The 15,954-nt window shown below is 70.3% G+C and carries 19 protein-coding genes and 1 pseudogene; 5 read left to right on the plus strand and 15 right to left on the minus strand.

Annotation, left to right across the window (positions count from 1 at the left end):
* Positions 1-21 precede the first annotated feature (21 nt).
* The 5 genes from ABD235_RS35380 to ABD235_RS35400 are packed head-to-tail and all read right to left on the minus strand — an operon-like array spanning position 22 to position 4,999.
* The gene (locus tag ABD235_RS35380) at positions 22-786 is read right to left on the minus strand and encodes a type III pantothenate kinase (protein ID WP_344182238.1); all 765 of its coding nucleotides are present in this window, start codon (positions 784-786) and stop codon (positions 22-24) included.
* A 3-nt stretch (positions 787-789) separates the two neighbouring features.
* The gene (gene nadC, locus ABD235_RS35385) at positions 790-1,644 is read right to left on the minus strand and encodes a carboxylating nicotinate-nucleotide diphosphorylase (RefSeq protein WP_344182240.1); all 855 of its coding nucleotides are present in this window, start codon (positions 1,642-1,644) and stop codon (positions 790-792) included.
* Positions 1,645-1,648: 4 nt separating this feature from the next.
* On the minus strand, positions 1,649-3,310 hold the full coding sequence (locus tag ABD235_RS35390; protein ID WP_344182241.1) for an L-aspartate oxidase: 1,662 nt from the start codon (positions 3,308-3,310) through the stop codon (positions 1,649-1,651).
* 22 nt (positions 3,311-3,332) lie between these two features.
* Complete coding sequence (panC, locus tag ABD235_RS35395; RefSeq protein ID WP_344182242.1) at positions 3,333-4,160, minus strand: pantoate--beta-alanine ligase; 828 nt, start codon at positions 4,158-4,160, stop codon at positions 3,333-3,335.
* Positions 4,157-4,999, minus strand: coding sequence for a Rossmann-like and DUF2520 domain-containing protein (locus ABD235_RS35400; RefSeq protein WP_344182244.1), 843 nt, complete (start codon positions 4,997-4,999; stop codon positions 4,157-4,159). Before ABD235_RS35400 ends, panC begins: the two co-directional genes overlap by 4 nt.
* A gap of 122 nt (positions 5,000-5,121) precedes the next feature.
* On the opposite strand from ABD235_RS35400, the gene ABD235_RS35405 reads away from it, so the two are divergent.
* Together ABD235_RS35405 and ABD235_RS35410 are read left to right on the plus strand one after the other, a co-directional pair.
* On the plus strand, positions 5,122-5,688 hold the full coding sequence (locus ABD235_RS35405) for a 2'-5' RNA ligase family protein (protein WP_344182245.1): 567 nt from the start codon (positions 5,122-5,124) through the stop codon (positions 5,686-5,688).
* 127 nt (positions 5,689-5,815) lie between these two features.
* Positions 5,816-6,328: pseudogene (locus ABD235_RS35410) on the plus strand (SAM-dependent methyltransferase); the annotation flags it as partial.
* Positions 6,329-6,429: 101 nt separating this feature from the next.
* On the opposite strand, the gene ABD235_RS35415 reads toward ABD235_RS35410, so the two are convergent.
* Both ABD235_RS35415 and ABD235_RS35420 read right to left on the minus strand, forming a co-directional pair.
* Positions 6,430-7,923 carry a PH domain-containing protein gene (locus tag ABD235_RS35415; protein WP_344182246.1) on the minus strand — a complete coding sequence of 498 codons (1,494 nt, stop codon included), beginning with the start codon at positions 7,921-7,923 and terminating at the stop codon, positions 6,430-6,432.
* On the minus strand, positions 7,920-8,408 hold the full coding sequence (locus tag ABD235_RS35420) for a PH domain-containing protein (protein ID WP_344182248.1): 489 nt from the start codon (positions 8,406-8,408) through the stop codon (positions 7,920-7,922). Before ABD235_RS35420 ends, ABD235_RS35415 begins: the two co-directional genes overlap by 4 nt.
* A gap of 26 nt (positions 8,409-8,434) precedes the next feature.
* On the opposite strand from ABD235_RS35420, the gene ABD235_RS35425 reads away from it, so the two are divergent.
* From ABD235_RS35425 to ABD235_RS35435, 3 genes are all read left to right on the plus strand, one after another.
* Positions 8,435-9,640 (plus strand): NADH-quinone oxidoreductase subunit D, encoded by a 1,206-nt coding sequence (locus ABD235_RS35425; protein WP_344182250.1) that lies wholly within the window; start codon positions 8,435-8,437, stop codon positions 9,638-9,640.
* A 139-nt stretch (positions 9,641-9,779) separates the two neighbouring features.
* On the plus strand, positions 9,780-10,133 hold the full coding sequence (locus ABD235_RS35430; RefSeq protein WP_344182252.1) for a helix-turn-helix domain-containing protein: 354 nt from the start codon (positions 9,780-9,782) through the stop codon (positions 10,131-10,133).
* A 49-nt stretch (positions 10,134-10,182) separates the two neighbouring features.
* The gene (locus ABD235_RS35435) at positions 10,183-11,433 is read left to right on the plus strand and encodes a type II toxin-antitoxin system HipA family toxin (RefSeq protein ID WP_344182253.1); all 1,251 of its coding nucleotides are present in this window, start codon (positions 10,183-10,185) and stop codon (positions 11,431-11,433) included.
* Position 11,434: 1 nt separating this feature from the next.
* On the opposite strand, the gene ABD235_RS35440 is transcribed toward ABD235_RS35435, so the two are convergent.
* The 8 genes from ABD235_RS35440 to folP are packed head-to-tail and all read right to left on the minus strand — an operon-like array spanning position 11,435 to position 15,857.
* A complete protein-coding gene (locus ABD235_RS35440; RefSeq protein ID WP_344182254.1) occupies positions 11,435-12,229 on the minus strand; it encodes an inositol monophosphatase family protein in 795 nt (264 codons plus the stop codon).
* Between the two features lie 36 nt (positions 12,230-12,265).
* Positions 12,266-12,598: a putative quinol monooxygenase gene (locus ABD235_RS35445; protein WP_344182255.1), complete on the minus strand. Its 333-nt coding sequence runs from the start codon at positions 12,596-12,598 to the stop codon at positions 12,266-12,268.
* Positions 12,599-12,652: 54 nt separating this feature from the next.
* Positions 12,653-13,093: a hypothetical protein gene (locus tag ABD235_RS35450; protein WP_184799463.1), complete on the minus strand. Its 441-nt coding sequence runs from the start codon at positions 13,091-13,093 to the stop codon at positions 12,653-12,655.
* An 11-nt stretch (positions 13,094-13,104) separates the two neighbouring features.
* Positions 13,105-13,617 (minus strand): DUF3180 domain-containing protein, encoded by a 513-nt coding sequence (locus ABD235_RS35455; RefSeq protein WP_344182258.1) that lies wholly within the window; start codon positions 13,615-13,617, stop codon positions 13,105-13,107.
* A 2-nt stretch (positions 13,618-13,619) separates the two neighbouring features.
* Entirely contained in the window at positions 13,620-14,186 is a 567-nt protein-coding gene (folK, locus tag ABD235_RS35460; RefSeq protein WP_344182260.1) for a 2-amino-4-hydroxy-6-hydroxymethyldihydropteridine diphosphokinase, read from the minus strand.
* Complete coding sequence (gene folB, locus ABD235_RS35465; RefSeq protein WP_344182262.1) at positions 14,183-14,572, minus strand: dihydroneopterin aldolase; 390 nt, start codon at positions 14,570-14,572, stop codon at positions 14,183-14,185. The genes folK and folB overlap by 4 nt, the downstream gene beginning before the upstream one ends.
* Complete coding sequence (locus ABD235_RS35470) at positions 14,569-15,063, minus strand: nuclear transport factor 2 family protein (RefSeq protein WP_344182263.1); 495 nt, start codon at positions 15,061-15,063, stop codon at positions 14,569-14,571. The genes folB and ABD235_RS35470 overlap by 4 nt, the downstream gene beginning before the upstream one ends.
* Positions 15,060-15,857 (minus strand): dihydropteroate synthase, encoded by a 798-nt coding sequence (gene folP, locus ABD235_RS35475; RefSeq protein WP_344182708.1) that lies wholly within the window; start codon positions 15,855-15,857, stop codon positions 15,060-15,062. Before folP ends, ABD235_RS35470 begins: the two co-directional genes overlap by 4 nt.
* Positions 15,858-15,954 lie beyond the last annotated feature (97 nt).

Here is a 15,954-nt window from a genome sequence, read left to right on the forward strand (position 1 = left end):
TCCGGTGACGTCGCGTCACAGTCAGTTGTTGCGCGTGAAAGCCTGGTCGAGCCCGAGCAACGGGAGGAACGGCTCGTGGTGGGTGATCAGCGCCGACTCCGGGACGATCAGCGGGGCCAGCGCGCCGGTGGCCACGACGGGGACCTCGCCCGGGGTCAGCGACTGCTCGGTGAGGATGCGGGTGACCAGCCCGTCGACCAGCGCGGTGAAGCCGAAGATCGCGCCTGCCTGCAGCGCTTCGACGGTGTTCTTGGCGACGGCGGCGCGCGGGCGGGTGAGCTCGACGCGGCGCAGTTGGGCGGCGGCTTCGCCGAGGGCGTCGGTGGAGGTCTCGATGCCGGGAGCGATCGAGCCGCCGACGAAGGCGCCGGCGGGGTTCACCAGGTCGACGGTGGTCGCCGTACCGAGGTCGACGATCACGCACGGAGCGCCGTACCGGTTGACGGCGCCGAGCGCGTTCGCGATCCGGTCGGTGCCGACCTCGCGCGGGTTGTCGACGAGGACCGGGAGGCCGGTCTTCACCCCGGGCTCGACGACGACGCTGGGAACGTCGCGGTAGTAGCGGGAGACCACGTCGCGCAACTCGTGCAGGACGTGCGGTACGGCGGAGCAGACCGCGACGCCGGACACCGGCGTCTCGCCGGTCAGCAGGCCGTCGAGCAGAACCGCCCACTCGTCAGCGGTACGGCGGGGGTCGGTGCCCACCCACCAGTACCGCTTGACGGTGCCCTCGAAGACCAGTCCGACGAGGGTGCGGCTGTTCTCGACCGCGACGGCGAGCAGCATCTCCTAGGCTTCCTGGAGATCCAGCGCGATGTCGAGGACCGGGGCCGAGTGGGTCAGGGCGCCGACGGCGAGGAAGTCGACACCGGTCTCGGCGACCTTGCGGGCGACGTCCAGGGTGAGACCGCCGGAGGCCTCCAGCCGCGCGCGGCCGGCGATCTTCTCGACGGCCTCGCGGAGCTGGTCGATCTCCATGTTGTCCAGCAGGATCAGGTCCGCGCCGGACTCCAGCGCGATCAGCGCGTCGGCGACCGAGTCCACCTCGACCTCGACGGCGATCTCCGGGTAGGCCTTGCGGACCAGCCGGAACGCCTCGGCGACGCCGCCGGCCGCGATCACGTGGTTGTCCTTGATCAGCGCCGCGTCGGACAGGCCCATCCGGTGGTTCTTGCCGCCGCCGCAGCGGACGGCGTACTTCTCCAGCGAGCGCAGCAGCGGCATCGTCTTGCGGGTGTCGCGGATCACCGCGCCGGTGCCCTCGACTTCGTCCACCCAGCGCCGGGTCAGCGAAGCGACCCCGGACAGGTGGCAGACCAGGTTGAGCATCGTGCGTTCGGCGGTCAGCAGCTTGCGGGTCTTGCCCCGCACGGTCAGCAGGACGTCGCCCTTCTTCACCGCCGTACCGTCGGTGACCGAGTGCTCCACCTCGACCTCTTCGGTGCCGGCGACCAGCCGAATCACCAGTTCGGCGATCTCGAGCCCCGCCACCACACCGTCGGCGCGAGCGACCAGTTCGGCGACCGAGACCTGCGCCTCGTCGACGGTGGCCGTGGTGGTGACATCGACCCCGCCGGCCAGGTCCTCCTCGATGGTGGCCCGGACCAGGTCCTCGACCCACCGCCTGTCGAGCGTGTCATCCATGTCGCTACTTCCCCTCCGATGCTTCCTTCAGCGCCACGAAGGCCGTGGCCGGCCGGGCGGTGGTTCCGTCCCCCGGCAACGTGAGGTCCAGATTGCCCGACCACTGTGCGTCGTCGCGATCCGGGTGGTCCTCACGCCAGTGCGAGCCGCGGCTCTCCTCGCGTGCCGTGGCCGCCGCGACCAGTGCGGACGCGACGGTCGCCAGGTTGGTGGCCTCCCAGCTCGGCGTACCGGGCTCGGCCGCGGGCTGCCTGATCAGCTCGGCGAGCCGGTCGCCGGCGTCGGCCAGCCCGGTCGCGCTCCGGATCACTCCGGCGCCGACCGTCATCACCCGTTGCAGTTCCGGTACGACGTCCGCGTCCACCAAGCCGGGAACCCTACCGTCGTCGGCCGGTTCGCGCAGGTCGGGCAGGTCGTCGCCCAGCGCGGCGGCGATCCGGCGGGCGAAGACGAGGCCCTCCAGCAACGAGTTCGAGGCGAGCCGGTTCGCGCCGTGCACGCCGGTGCAGGCGACCTCGCCGCACGCGTACAGGCCGGGCACGGAGGTCTGGCCGTGCAGGTCGGTCCACACCCCGCCGGAGGAGTAGTGGCAGGCCGGCGCGACCGGGATCAGTTCGCGGACCGGGTCGATGCCGTGCGAGCGGCACGACGCCAGGATGGTGGGGAACCGGACCCGCCACTTCTCGTCGCCGAAGTGCCGCGCGTCGAGCAGCATGTGGTCCTTGCCGGTGGCAAGCATCTGCCGCATGATCGCCTTCGCCACGATGTCGCGCGGCGCCAGGTCGGCGAGCTCGTGCTGGCCCTGCATGAACCGGTTGCCGTCGTGGTCGACCAGGAACGCGCCCTCGCCGCGGACGGCCTCGGAGACCAACGGCTGCTGGCCTTTCGCGCCCTTGCCGAGCCAGAGCACGGTCGGGTGGAACTGGATGAACTCCAGGTCGCGCACCTTCGCCCCGGCCCGCAGCGCGAGCGCCATCCCGTCACCGGTCGAGACGCTCGGGTTGGTGGTCGCGGCGTACAGCTGACCGAGCCCGCCCGAAGCCAGTACGACGGCCCGGCTGCGGATCGCGCCGACGCCGTCGAGCTGCCCCTCGCCCATCACGTGCAGCGTGACGCCGGCGACCGCGCCGTCCGCGGACCGGAGCAGGTCGAGCACGAGCGCGTGCTCGATGATCCGGATGTCGTCGGCCCGCTTCACCGCGGCGACGAGCGCGCGCTCGATCTCCGCGCCGGTCGCGTCCCCGCCGGCGTGGGCGATCCGGTTGCGGTGGTGGCCGCCTTCACGGGTCAGCGACAGGTCGCCGTCGGCCAGCTTGTCGAACACGGCCCCGAGGTCGATCAGATCCCGTACGGCGTCCGGACCTTCGGTCACCAGCGCCCGGACGGCGGCGGGGTCGCTCAGTCCGGCACCGGCGACGAGCGTGTCCTGCAGGTGGTCCTCAGGCGAGTCACCCGGCCCGAGCGCGGCCGCGATCCCGCCCTGCGCCCACTGCGTCGAGCCGGAGGCGACGACGTCCTTGGTCACCACCAGCACGGACCCGAACTCGCGCAGCCGGAGCGCGGCGGTCAGTCCCGCGATGCCCGAGCCGATCACGACGACGTCGACCGTGTCGGTCCAACCGGGCGCGGGCGCAGCTAGCCGTTGTGGAACGGCAGGAGCAGTCATCCAACGACCGTATCAATGGATTTCATCGGAGGGTGATGGAAATGTTGTCGATGAGACGGGTCGTGCCGACCCTCGCCGCGATCAGCATCCGCGCCTCGCCCGGTCCGATGACCGGGCCCAGGTCGGGGGCTCTGAGCGCGAGGTAGTCGATCTCGACCGACGGAACCGCTTCCAGCTCGGCGTGCGCGGCGGCCAGTACGGCGTCCGGCCCGTTCATCCCGGCCTTCGCGCCCGCGGTGAGCGCCCGGTAGAGCACCAGCGCCTCGTCACGCTCGGTCTCGTCCAGGTAGCGGTTGCGCGACGACAGCGCCAGCCCATCGGGCTCGCGGACCGTCGGGACCGGCACGATGTCGACGTCCCAGTCCAGGTCGCAGACCATCTCCCGGATCAGCGTCAGCTGCTGGTAGTCCTTCTCGCCGAACAGCGCCAGGTCCGGCGAGGTCAGATGCAGCATCTTCGCGACCACCGTCAGTACGCCGCCGAAGTGGCCGGGGCGGACCTGGCCCTCCAACTCGTCGGCCAGCGGGCCGGGATGCACGGTGATCGACGGCTCGTTCGGGTACAACTCGTCCCGCGACGGGTTGAACACCAGGTCCACACCCTCGGCCTTGGCGATCGCCAGGTCGCTGGCCAGCGTGCGCGGGTACCGGTCGAAGTCCTCGGTCGGCCCGAACTGCAACGGGTTCACGAAGATCGTCAGCAGCACGCTGCCGTCCGGCCCGACCCGCTCGCGGGCCTCGGCGAGCAGCGCGGCGTGGCCGTCGTGCAGCGCGCCCATCGTCATCACGACCGCCCGCGGCCGAACCGCCGCCGCTGCGCGCAGCTCGGCCTTCGTCTGGGTGAGTCTCATCGCGGTGCCTCCCCTGTCCGGTGCCGCTTCAACAGCTCGGCGAACCGCTCGGCTGTCGCGCCGTCGATCCGCCCGTCCTCCGTCACCCGTTCCACCGTGGCCCGGGCCAGCTCGGCGTACGTGCTCGCCGTGCGGCCCCGCAGGACGGCCAGGTGGGCTGCCACCGTCTCCACGTCGCCGCGCGCGATCGGCCCGGTGAGCGCATCATGACCGGAGCGCAGCGTGTTGTCGAGAGTTGCGGACAGCAGCGGGCCAAGTGCCGCCGCCGGATCGGCCACGCCGGCTTCTCGCAGTACGTCGTACGCCTGGCTGACCAGGGTGGTCAGGTGGTTGGCTCCGTGGACCAGACCGGCGTGGTAGAGCGCCCGGTGCTCCTCGGCGACCCACTGGACGCCCGCACCGAGTCCCTTGACCAGGCGCTCGACGAAGTCGACCGCCTCGGCCGGCGCGGTGGCGGTGAACACGACGTCCGTCAGGTCGACCGGACCGCCGGGGAACGTCATCGGCGGGTGCAGCGCGACCGGAGTCGCTTGAGCGCCCTGCAGGACGGCCAGCCCGTGCGCACCCGACAGGTGGACGACGTACTGGTCAGGTGTCAGCGGCAACGTGGCCGCGACCGCTGCGATCGCGTCGTCCGGGACGGCGAGCAGTACGACGTCCGCCCGACCGGCCACCTGGTCAGGCGGCATTACAGGGGCGTGCGGGAGCAGGTGGGCGGCCCGGTCGAGCGATGCTCGCGAGCGCGCGCTGACGCCGGTGACGGGGTGTCCGGCCGACGCCAAGGCTGCTCCCAGGGCACTGCCGGCCCGCCCGGCTCCGATGATGCCGATGCGTTCCATGTCCACTCTCTACGTTCCAGTCCCGTGGCCGGGTACCGGACGATTGGTGCGGTTGCCGACAAGGGTAGTGCGGATCCGGCGGGTGTGGTGGAGTCCTGCGTCACAGGTGGGAGCATGAGGCGGTGAGCAGATTCGCAGAGCCCTGGGCGGAGCCGACCGGTCTGACCGCGATCCTGATCGCCGTCCCGGAGCTGGCCGCGTTCACCGACCGGTGGCGGTCGGTGTCGTACTCCTCGGCCCGGCCGCAGCTGCCGCTCAGCGCGCTGATCCCGCCGCACGTGACCGTGCTGGTGCCGTGGGTCCAGGATCCGTCTCCGGAGGACGTGCAGCGGCTGACCGAGGCCGTCGCGGACGTGGCGCCGTTCGAGCTGTCGTTCCGGTCGGCCGGCCAGTTCCCGAACGGGACGACCTGGCTGCTGCCGGAGCCGTACGACGAGGTGCTTGCCCTGGTCAACGCGGTCCTCTTCGCGTTTCCGGAGTGCCCGCCGTACGGGGGTGAGCACCTGGACCCGCATCCGCACCTGACGATCTCGTCGTCCGACCGGGGCGGTCCCGCGGTGGTCGCCGAGGCCGAGGAGGCCCTGGCCGCCGCGCCGCCGCCGTCGGTGCGGCTCGACGACCTCACCATCTGGCGCGAAGGCGAAGACAGTGTCTGGCAGCTGATCGGCTCGGTCCCACTCGGTGCGTAGCTTTCGATCCGCCTGGCACGAGGCTTTGTACGGCGCTGACGGGTTCTACCGGCGCGAGCGACCAGCGGCTCACTTCCGTACTTCTGTTCACGCCTCACCTCTGTTCGCGGGTGCTCTCGTTCGGCTGATGCGCGAGGTCGGCCTGGACCACCTCACCGACATCGGCGCCGGCTCCGGCGAGCTCGGCCGGGCGGTTGCCACTCTGGCGCCCGACCTGACCGTTACCGGCATCGAGCTCGACGACGAGCTGCCTCCGAAGCTCACCGGCCTGGTGATCGCCAACGAGTGGCTCGACAACATCCCCTGCGAACTGGCCGAGCTCTCCGACGACGGCGAACCCCGTTATCTGCTGGAGGATCTCTCGCTGGGTCCCGTTGCCGAAGGCAACGATCGCGCCTGGCTCGACACCTGGTGGCCGCTGACCGAACCAGGCGACCGCGCCGAGATCGGGTCCACCCGCGACGCCGCCTGGGCCGGCGTACTGGAGCGGCTCGAGGACGGGCTGGCGATCGCAATCGACTACGGCCATCTGCGCGCCGGGCGTCCGCCGTACGGGACGTTGACCGGGTTCCGCCGCGGCCGTGAGTGCGACCCGATCCCCGACGGCTCCTGCGACATCACCGCCCACGTCGCGCTCGACTCCCTCGGCGGCACGATCACCACCCAGCGGGACGCGCTCCTGACCCTGGGGGTCTCAGCGGACCGCCCCGACAACGACCTGGCCCGCAGCGACCCCCTGCGCTACGTGGCCGGGCTGTCGTCCGCCGGAGAGGCCGCAGAGCTGCTGGACCCCGCCGGACTCGGCTCGTTCGGCTGGGTGTGGACAGCGGCAGGCGCTGACGTCGTACGGCGGGCCTCGCGGGCTCTGGCGGTCTGAGCTTCCAGGAGGAGCGCCGCGTCGGCTACGTCTCGGTGCAGCGCCACTGCGTCGGTCGGGCCGAGCGGAGTGTCTACGTGGACGTTGGCGACGCGCAGGCGGCGCTGGATCGGGCCCTGCTCGACCCGGACCGACTGGGTCTTGTGGTGGAGGACCACTGAGGTTTTGCGGCTGATCCAGCCGCGCTGGGTGACCAGGACCTGGTCGTCAGCGCCGTACGCGAGGTAGCGCCAGCCGATCGGGCGCAGCCACTTCACCCGGCTCGGCGCCTGGTGCATCTCGATGCGGGACAAGTCGAAGCCGGGCAGCACGCGGTTGAGTACGCCGGCCACCTCGGAGCGCTCGCCGACCGGGAGCAGCTGGACGCCGTTCTGGTCCTCCTCGCCGTCGCCCGAGATGCTGCCGACCACGCCGGCGATGTCCAGGTCGACCCGGGACCAGCCGAGGCGGCGCCAGATCACCGGCTCGGTGATCAGCAGGCCCTGCACCCGGCCCGGCGGGACGGTCTGGCGCTGCAGGTCGAACAGGCCGCGCTTGGTCCGCAGACCGTCGCGGGACTCGATCAGCGTGAACTTGTGGTTGCCGACGACCTGCTTCCAGATCGGCTGCACCACACCGAGCAGCAGCGGCAGACCGGCGAACAGACCGACGTGGAACTCCAGCACAGTCGTCGCCACGATCAGCCAGATCAGACCGGCGAGGCTACCGAGCACTGTGGAGGACAGGATCGTCGCACCGAGCAGGCGACCGGTGGGGACGACCAGCAGCGGCGGCGGCTCGTGCTCCGGCTGCACTGCCTCCTCGGCGGCTTCCTTGCCCTTGGCCCTGACCAGCAGGATGCCGCGCAGCTTGGCGGCCTCCTCGGAGGTGAAGTAGCTCAGCTTGCCGTCGCTGCGGCTGCCGCCCGCGACGTCCATCCGCAGCTCGGCCATGTTGAACAGGCGCGCCACGAAGGGCTGGGCGACGTCGATCGCCTGGATGCGGTCGAAGCGGATGATCCGCGTCCGGCGGAACAGGAACCCGCTGTCGACCCGGATCGCCTCGTCGGTCAGCTGCCACTTGGTGAACCACCAGGACAGCGCGCCGAGCAGCATCCCGCCGACGAGGACGCCGAGCAGCGCGAAGCCGGCGATCTTGAGGTTGCTCCGCAGGCCTTCGTTGTTGGCCATCGCGAACGCCGCGACGACGAAGTATCCCCAGCCTTTGACGAACGGGGTGAGCGGGTGGAGCCGGTCGCCTTCCCGTTCGGTGATCGGAACCGGCGTGTCGCCGGTGACCACCGGGGCGTCCGGGAACGGCACGTGGGTCGGGTCAGGGCTCGGCGGACCGGAGCGGTCCGGCGTACTGGGCTGGCTCACAGGCCCCACGCCTGGGCTTGGCCGAGGGCGGACAGGCGGTCGCGCAGGCGACTCGCCTCGTCGGGGTGCAGGCCGGGGATCTTCGCGTCGGTGGCCGGCGTCGCCGTGTGCAGCTCGACCGTGGCGATCCCGTACGACCGCTCCAGCGGCCCGGCCGCGACGTCGACGAACTGCATCCGCCCGTACGGTACGACGACCAGCTGGCGGAACATGATCCCGTGGCTGACCAGCAGCTCGTCCTCGCGCTCGGCGTACTTCCAGGACCGCTGGTTGCGCCCGATCAGGGTCCACGACCAGGCGAACCCGGCCGCGACCAGGAGCACCCACAGCCCGGCGTACAGCCAGCTCAGCATCAGCCCGAACGCCAGCAACCCGGCGATCGCGGTCACCCCGCACAGGATCGCCGACGTCACCCGGCGCACCGCCGCGAGCTTCGGCGAGACCGGCGTCCAACTGACATCCGAAGGTGCGAAGAGGTCGTCCACGCACCAAGCCTGTCACGATAGGGGGCATGAGTGCGGAATCTGTCGTGGGAATCGGCGCTGGGGCAGCTGGGTTCGACCCGGCGTACGAGCGTGGCGGGACCGGCAGCGGGTCCGACCTGCCGACCACCGACATGGTGCTCAACATCGGCCCGCAGCACCCCGCGACGCACGGCGTGCTGCGCCTGCGGCTGACGCTGGACGGCGAGCGGATCGTCGGCTGCGAACCGATCATCGGCTACATGCACCGCGGCGCCGAGAAGCTGTTCGAGGTGCGCGACTACCGGCAGATCATCGTGCTCGCCAACCGGCACGACTGGCTGTCGGCGTTCTCCAACGAGCTCGGCGTCGTGATGGGCGTGGAGCGGATGATGGGCCTGGAGGTCCCGGTCCGCGCCGTCTGGATGCGGACGCTGCTGGCCGAGCTGAACCGGATCCTGAACCACCTGATGTTCCTCGGCTCGTACCCGCTCGAGCTGGGCGCGATCACACCCGTGTTCTACGCGTTCCGCGAGCGCGAGACCATCCAGGCCGTGCTCGAGGAACTGTCCGGCGGCCGGATGCACTACATGTTCAACCGCGTCGGCGGGCTCAAGGAAGACCTCCCGTACGGCTGGCTCGGCCGCGCCTCCGCCGCCTCGGCCGCCGTCCGCGGCCGCCTGCCCGACATCGAGAACCTTGTCCTGGGCAACGAGATCTTCCGGGCCCGGACCGTCGGCGTCGGCAAGCTGTCGCCGGAATTGATCGCGGCGTACGGCGTCAGCGGCCCGATCGCCCGCGCCTCCGGCGTCGACGCCGACCTGCGCCGCGACGAGCCCTACCTCGCGTACGACGAACTGCTCCGCGACGGCGTCCTCCGCGTGGTCACCCGCTCCGACGGCGACTGCTTCGCCCGCTTCGCCCTGCTGCTCGAACAGGTCAAGGTCTCCCTCGACCTCGTCGACGCCTGCCTCGACCGCCTCGCGTCGATGCCCGCCGGCCCGGTCAACGTCCGCCTCCCGAAGATCCTCAAGGTCCCCGAAGGCCAGACCTACACCTGGACCGAGAACCCCCTCGGCATCAACGGCTACTACCTCGTCTCCCGCGGCGACAAGACCCCCTGGCGCCTCAAACTCCGCTCCGCCAGCTTCAACAACATCTCGGTCCTCCCCGAGATGCTCCCCAACACCATCGTCGCCGACATGATCGCCATCCTCGGCAGCATGTTCTTCGTCGTCGGCGACATCGACAAGTAACCGCCTCCCCCACGCGGCCGGCTACGCCCTCCGCCCCACCCACCCTCGGAGCTTCGCACTACCGCGCGTTCGCGCGAGCGAACTTAATGTTCCAATTCTGATACTGTAAATGCCTTAGCGTATGAAATCTGAAACACTAATGCAGGAGGCCGTCATGGCGACAGCTCGCCCGACACCTGTCGCGGTCAATCGCGCCCTCGCGCAAGCCGGCACTCACCTGGCAACCTGGCGCCGTCTGCAGCAGCTGACCTCCGATCAGGTCGCCGACCGCGCCGGTGTCTCCCGCACCACCTTGCACCGGCTCGAGTCCGGCGCCGGAGCCAGCCTCGAGAACACCCTCCGCGTTGCCAGAGCGCTGGGTGTCATGGACCTTCTGGTCGCATCCATCGATCCGTACAACTCCGACGTCGGTCGTCTCCGCGCCGACGAGGAACTACCGCAGCGTGTGCGGCGGCCAGCACAACCTCGGAGGCGGACCGGTGCCGAAGGCTGAACGACGGCCGGCAGCAGCGCAACGAATAGTGGCCGCAACCGGCGAACCCTTGCCGTCCAAAGTCGATGTCTGGGTCCAGATCGACGGCACGGACGTGTTGGCCGGCCACGTGAACTCGCACTACGGCCGCGGCGCCGAGTCGGCAACCTTTCTCTACGACGCCGCATACCTGGCCAACCCGCGGTCGTACGATCTCGAGCCGGCCCTGCCACGGGTCGCAGGCGCCCTGCACACATCGGTCGGCGTAGCGCTCTTCCATTCCTTCGCCGACAGCTCACCCGACCGATGGGGCAAGGCCCTCATCACCAAGGCCGAACGGCAGCGTGCGCGGAACGCCGGCTCGACGCCCCGCACGCTGAGCGAGTTCAGTTACCTGCTGGGAGTCCGTGACGACCTACGGCAGGGCGCGATCAGGTTTGCTCTGCCCGGTACGCGGACCTTCATGGCCGACGACACCACCGGCGTACCGGCTCTGACCGACCTGCCCGAGCTGCTCGACCTGGCGGCCCGCACCGAGAACGACGACGCGGACCTTGCGGCGATCCGCCGGCTGGTCCGCGCGGGTAGCTCGTTGGGCGGCGCGCGTCCGAAGGCTCACGTCCGTACCGAAGACGGGACGATCGCCATCGCGAAGTTCCCCAGCCGCGCCGACTCCTGGAACGTGATGGCCTGGGAGAAGATCGCGTTCGACCTGGCCGCGGCGTCAGGTATCCCTGTCCCTCGATCGCGGCTGCTCAGGATCGCGGGCCGGGACGTGCACGTCATCGACCGGTTCGATCGGTCGGGGACGGAGCGCATCGGTTACATCAGCGCGATGACGATGCTGGAGGCAAGAGACGGCGACACCGGCAGCTACCTGGACATCGGGTCGGCGATCGAGCAGCGTTCTGCGGCGCCGACCGCCGAACTGCGCGACCTCTGGACACGCATCGTGTTCTCGATCCTGATCTCCAACGTGGACGACCACCTGCGCAACCACGGCTTCCTCCGCGCCGACAACGCCTGGACGTTGTCGCCGGCCTTCGATCTGAACCCCGATCCTTCGCCAGGAATCAAGTTCTTGGCGACCGCCGTCAACGAGGACGAGACCGAAGCCAGCATCGATCTGGCTCTCGAAGTAGCTGAGCTGTTCCGCCTCGACCCGACGGAAGCCCGGTCCATCGTCGCGAAGGTAGGACAGGAAACCTCACGATGGGCCGAGGTCGCCGCCCGCCATGGCCAGACGAAGAAGCAGATCGACGAAATGGCACCGGCCTTCGAACATCGTCAAGCCTCAACGGCCCGCGCGCTGCAGCCCTGAATCAGCCTCGTACCGCCTGCTGGATGAGGGGCAGGATCTTCTCGGCGACGCCCGGTGCCAGCGCGATGGTGGCGCCGGAGGCGACGTCGTGGGGCGAACCGTCGACGTCGACGACGACCGCGCCGGCTTCCCGCGCGATGATCGAGCCGGCGCTGGTGTCCCAGGGCTTGTTGCTGAACATGATGGCGGCGTCGAGGCTGCCGTCGGCGACCAGGGCCATGTGCAGGGCCGCCGTACCGAGCATCCGGATCCGCTGGACGCGTGGGACCAGCAGGTTGATCAGGGCGAAGCGCGGGCGGTTCTTCTCCTCGGCGTCCGCGTCGACCGCGAAGTCGCCGGCCATCACCAGCGCCTCGGACAGCTCGGTCGTCTTGCTGGCCTGGATCGGATCGCCGTTGCGGGTGGCGCCGAGGCCGTCGGCGGCCAGGTAGCGGGTGCCGAGCATCGGGAAGTCCAGTACGCCGGCCACCTGGCGGTTGCCGTCGACGAGGCCGAGGGAGATGCCCCACAGCGGTACGCCGTGCACGTAGTTGACCGTGCCGTCGATCGGATCCAGGACCCACGAAAGCTCCCCGGAACCGGGGTGAGCGCCCTCCTCCTCGCCCAGGAACGCGATCTCCGGCGTCACCTTCGCCAGGTGCTCCCGGACCGCCTGCTCGACCGCGATGTCCGTGTCGGAGGCCATGTCCCGGTCACCCTTGGAGTGCAGGGCTCCAGGCTCCCGCGACTCGACCAGGTCGGCGGCAACCGCCACCGCTCCCTCAGCGATCTCCAGCAAACGGGCCAGGTCGGTCACAGGCATCTCCTCAGCGATTGGGTCAGCCCCAGCAACCTAACCGAGCGGCGGAAACACCTGGACCACCGGCATCCCGTCCAGCACTTCCCGCAACGCCGCGTCCACGTCCCCGTGCACCTGCAGCCCCGTCAGCTCGGCCAGCGCGAACACCTCCGCCAGCAGGTCCCCCACATGCTCCTGATGAGCCACCACCGCCGCCGAATCGGCGTACTCCTCCAGCACCACGACGTACCCAGGCCCCTGAAACCAGTCGTACCGCAAGGTCCCCGGCTCGTCCGCCACCCGCCCCTGCAAAGCCCGCACGAGCTCCAGCAACTCCCCGTCACGCCCGTCCGCCACAACAAACTCAGCGCGCACCACGATGCTCACAACAACCTCCTGACCAGGCAGACCACGACAGGTCCACCTAACCAGCCTGGAAGATCAGGAAGCAGCGAGCCCGCGAAGTTTGAGGTCCACGACGGTGGGAGCGTCCGCCTGGGAGTGCTTGTCGCCGGCGGCGACGACCGTGGCGACCTCTTCGTCGATCTTGTCCAGGCGCTGGTCGATCTTGTCCAGGCGGCGCTGCATCAGGTCGACGAACTCGGCGTTCTCGACGACGCGGGCGCTGGTGATCCTGGAGTACTCCTGCGCGACCTGCGCGCGTTCGTCGCTGTGCGCGAGGCGCTCGACGAGCAGTTGGTGGCGGATCAGCAGCGAGGCACCGATGGCGACCAGTACGGCGGCGACCGCCGCGGCGCGCAGGATCCACGCGTTCTGGGCGAACAACGCGATGCTGACGGCCAGGCAGACGACGATCAGCAGACTGTTGGCGGCGGTGAGAACTGTGGTCCTGGTTCGACGGCGGCTACCCCTTGACCCCATGGACCGACATGTTAGGGGGTCTCGTCGGGGTCTTCGGGAACACGACACGCACGTTCGAGCAACAATCCGGCCGTGACGACCAGCACAGAGATCACTGCCGCGACACCCGCTGTGATCACCCGGTTCCGCGGCCCGCTGGAGCCCAGCGCGTTCACGAAGGATAACGCGAACCCTGCGTACACACCGGTGCACAACGCGCCGACGAACGCGCTGGCTTTTCCGAGCATCAGCAGGAAGACCGCGCGCGACGGCTCGATCCGTTCGCGCCGTACGTGCAGCCGCTGGTTGGTGTTGCGCGCGGCAACGAACAGCAGCGCGGCCAGGAACGACCAGGCGACCAGCGTCAGCCAGGACACGGTCGGCGCGACCCCGCCGCCGGACTCGATCGCCTTGACCATGGTGACCCCGATCGCCGCCCCGAGGACGGCGATCGCGATCAGCAAACGGCGAGACGTCGGCCGGACCGAGCCCGGGCGCGGCGGCTGCTGGCCGGGCGCGCGGCCCGGCCCAGGACTGCCAGACACCACTACTGCAACTCGATGGTCGGGTCGTCGAGCTTGGTGACGCCCGCCGTCCCGACCTTCGCCAGCAGGTCGGCGACCGGGCCGAGGCCCGGCAGGTCGGCGTCCGGCTCGATGTCCAGCCACGGCGCGAGCACGAACGCGCGCTCGTGCGCCCGCGGGTGCGGAACGGTCAGCTCGTCGGACTCGATCGTCTTCTTGCCGTACGTGATCAGGTCGACGTCCAGCGTCCGCGGCGCGCCGGGCACACTGCGCTCGCGGCCGAAGGCCTGCTCGACCGCGTGCGCGCGGTCCAGCAGCGTCTCGACGGCCAGCGTGGTGTCGGCCAGCAGCACGATGTTCAGGTACGGGCCGGACTCGTCCGGGCCGCCGATCGGCTGGGTCTCGTAGACCGGCGAGACGTCGACGACGACGACGTCCGGGGTGTCCCGCAGCGCGTCGACGGCGCCCTGCAGGTTCGCCTCACGGTCGCCGAGGTTGCTGCCGAGCGACAGGATCACCTGGCGGATCGGCTTCAGGCCGCCGCTGAGGGTATCCGCGTCGATGACGTGGGGACTAGGGGTCTCAGTCACGGGGTTTCTCCGGGTTTGCGCTGCACGGTCAGGACAACATCGTCGAACGGCACGGTGATCGGCGCCGAGGGTTTGTGGATCGTCACCGCGGTACCGGTGACGCGCGGGTCGGCCAGGCAGATCGTCGCGATCCGCTCGGCCAGGGTCTCGATCAGGTCGACCGGGTCGTTCTCGATCGCCGCGTGCACCTGCTCGGCGACCACGCCGTAGTTCACGGTGTCGGCCAGGTCGTCCGAGGCGGCGGCCTTGCGGGTGTCCAGCTCGAGCCGGACGTCGACGACGAACTCCTGCCCCTCGGCGCGTTCGTGGTCGAACACGCCGTGCCGGCCGAAGCCCCGGATGCCGCGGATCTCGATCACGTCAGGGGGCACCGCGGGACCGCTCATTGCGCCTCCTCCGATCGACCCCCAGACGACAGTACCGGGGAGGCGTGGTGGATCCACAACCGCCAGCCGGACGAAGTCTTGCGGAACACGTTGGTGGCGAGCGCCTTGCCGCCCGCGAAGCCCTCCTCCGGTGCCCCCTCGCCGGACGACAGCACGTTCTCCGTGCACGTGACGTACGCCACGTCGCCGTCGACGCGGGCCTGCACGTCGGTCAGGAAGAACTGGATGTACGGCGTGTTCGCGAAGATCATCGCCCAGGCGCGCATCATCTCGGAGTACCCGGAGATCGCCGCGTTGCCCGGGTGGATGCAGACCGGATCCGGCTCGGGCAGCCAGACGGCGGCCATCAGGTCCAGGTCGCCGGCCTCGAACGCGTTGTAGAACGCCGTGTTCGCGGTCAGCACGCCGGTCTCGGCGGACGGCCCGCGCGCGGCGGACCGCGCCGGCGGCGCTTCCGGCTGGTGCTCCTGGTTCGGCTGTTCCTCGGTCATACAGCTCCCCACCTGCTCGCCACCCGGACCGCGTCCGCGCTTGGTGCCACCGAATGGGCCCGGACGCACCAGGCACCATTCGCGGCGGCCAGGGCGGAAACCGCGGCGCTCGCGTCGTCTCGTCGTACGGCGGGCCTGGGCTCGCCGGTCTGCTCGTCGGCGAGCAGCCTACCGAGGAACGCCTTGCGAGAGGCACCGATCAGCAACGGCCGTCCGAGTACGCCGAACTCGCGGAGTCGGCGCAGCACCTCCCAGTTGTGGTCCGCGTTCTTCGCGAACCCCAGTCCCGGGTCGAGCGCGACCTTCGCCAGATCGATCCCGGCGGCCTCGATCGCCTCCAGCCGGGCCGCGAGCTCGGCGATCACCTCGGCCACCACGTCGTCGTACCGGGCCCGGTCCTGCATGTCGGCGGAGTGGCCCCGCCAGTGCATGCACACGTACGGCGTACCGCGCTCGGCGACGAGCGGCAGCATGTCGGGGTCGGCCAGCCCGCCGGACACGTCGTTGACCATCACCGCGCCGGCGTCCAGCGCCAGTACGGCGACGTCGGCGCGCATGGTGTCGATCGAGATCAGCGCGCCGTCGGCGGCCAGCGCCTCGATCACCGGCAGCACGCGGCGGATCTCCTCGGCCGGCTCGGGCCGCTGCGCTCCCGGCCGGGTCGACTCACCGCCGACGTCCAGCAGGTCGGCGCCCTCGGCCAGCAGCTCGCGGCCGTGCTTGATCGCGGCGGCGGGCTCGAACCACTCGCCGCCGTCGGAGAAGGAGTCCGGGGTCACGTTGACGACGCCCATCACCAGCGCGCGGTCCGGTGTGGGCAGTCCCTGAACGTGACTCGGTGGGGCAGTTCGCACTGGACCACCGTAGTGGTCCCGGCCGAACTGCCCCACC

The sequence above is a fragment of the Kribbella lupini genome (genome assembly GCF_039529595.1).
In the GTDB taxonomy this organism is placed as follows: domain Bacteria; phylum Actinomycetota; class Actinomycetes; order Propionibacteriales; family Kribbellaceae; genus Kribbella; species Kribbella lupini.

Bases quoted from the DNA above. Each gene is read 5' to 3' on its own strand.
- ABD235_RS35380 (WP_344182238.1), bottom strand. From the start codon at position 786: ATGCTGCTCGCCGTCGCGGTCGAGAACAGCCGCACCCTCGTCGGACTG.
- nadC (WP_344182240.1), bottom strand. From the start codon at position 1,644: ATGGATGACACGCTCGACAGGCGGTGGGTCGAGGACCTGGTCCGGGCC.
- ABD235_RS35390 (WP_344182241.1), bottom strand. From the start codon at position 3,310: ATGACTGCTCCTGCCGTTCCACAACGGCTAGCTGCGCCCGCGCCCGGT.
- panC (WP_344182242.1), bottom strand. From the start codon at position 4,160: ATGAGACTCACCCAGACGAAGGCCGAGCTGCGCGCAGCGGCGGCGGTT.
- ABD235_RS35400 (WP_344182244.1), bottom strand. From the start codon at position 4,999: ATGGAACGCATCGGCATCATCGGAGCCGGGCGGGCCGGCAGTGCCCTG.
- ABD235_RS35425 (WP_344182250.1), top strand. From the start codon at position 8,435: ATGAGTGCGGAATCTGTCGTGGGAATCGGCGCTGGGGCAGCTGGGTTC.
- ABD235_RS35430 (WP_344182252.1), top strand. From the start codon at position 9,780: ATGCAGGAGGCCGTCATGGCGACAGCTCGCCCGACACCTGTCGCGGTC.
- ABD235_RS35450 (WP_184799463.1), bottom strand. From the start codon at position 13,093: ATGGGGTCAAGGGGTAGCCGCCGTCGAACCAGGACCACAGTTCTCACC.
- folB (WP_344182262.1), bottom strand. From the start codon at position 14,572: ATGAGCGGTCCCGCGGTGCCCCCTGACGTGATCGAGATCCGCGGCATC.
- ABD235_RS35470 (WP_344182263.1), bottom strand. From the start codon at position 15,063: ATGACCGAGGAACAGCCGAACCAGGAGCACCAGCCGGAAGCGCCGCCG.
- folP (WP_344182708.1), bottom strand. From the start codon at position 15,857: ATGGGCGTCGTCAACGTGACCCCGGACTCCTTCTCCGACGGCGGCGAG.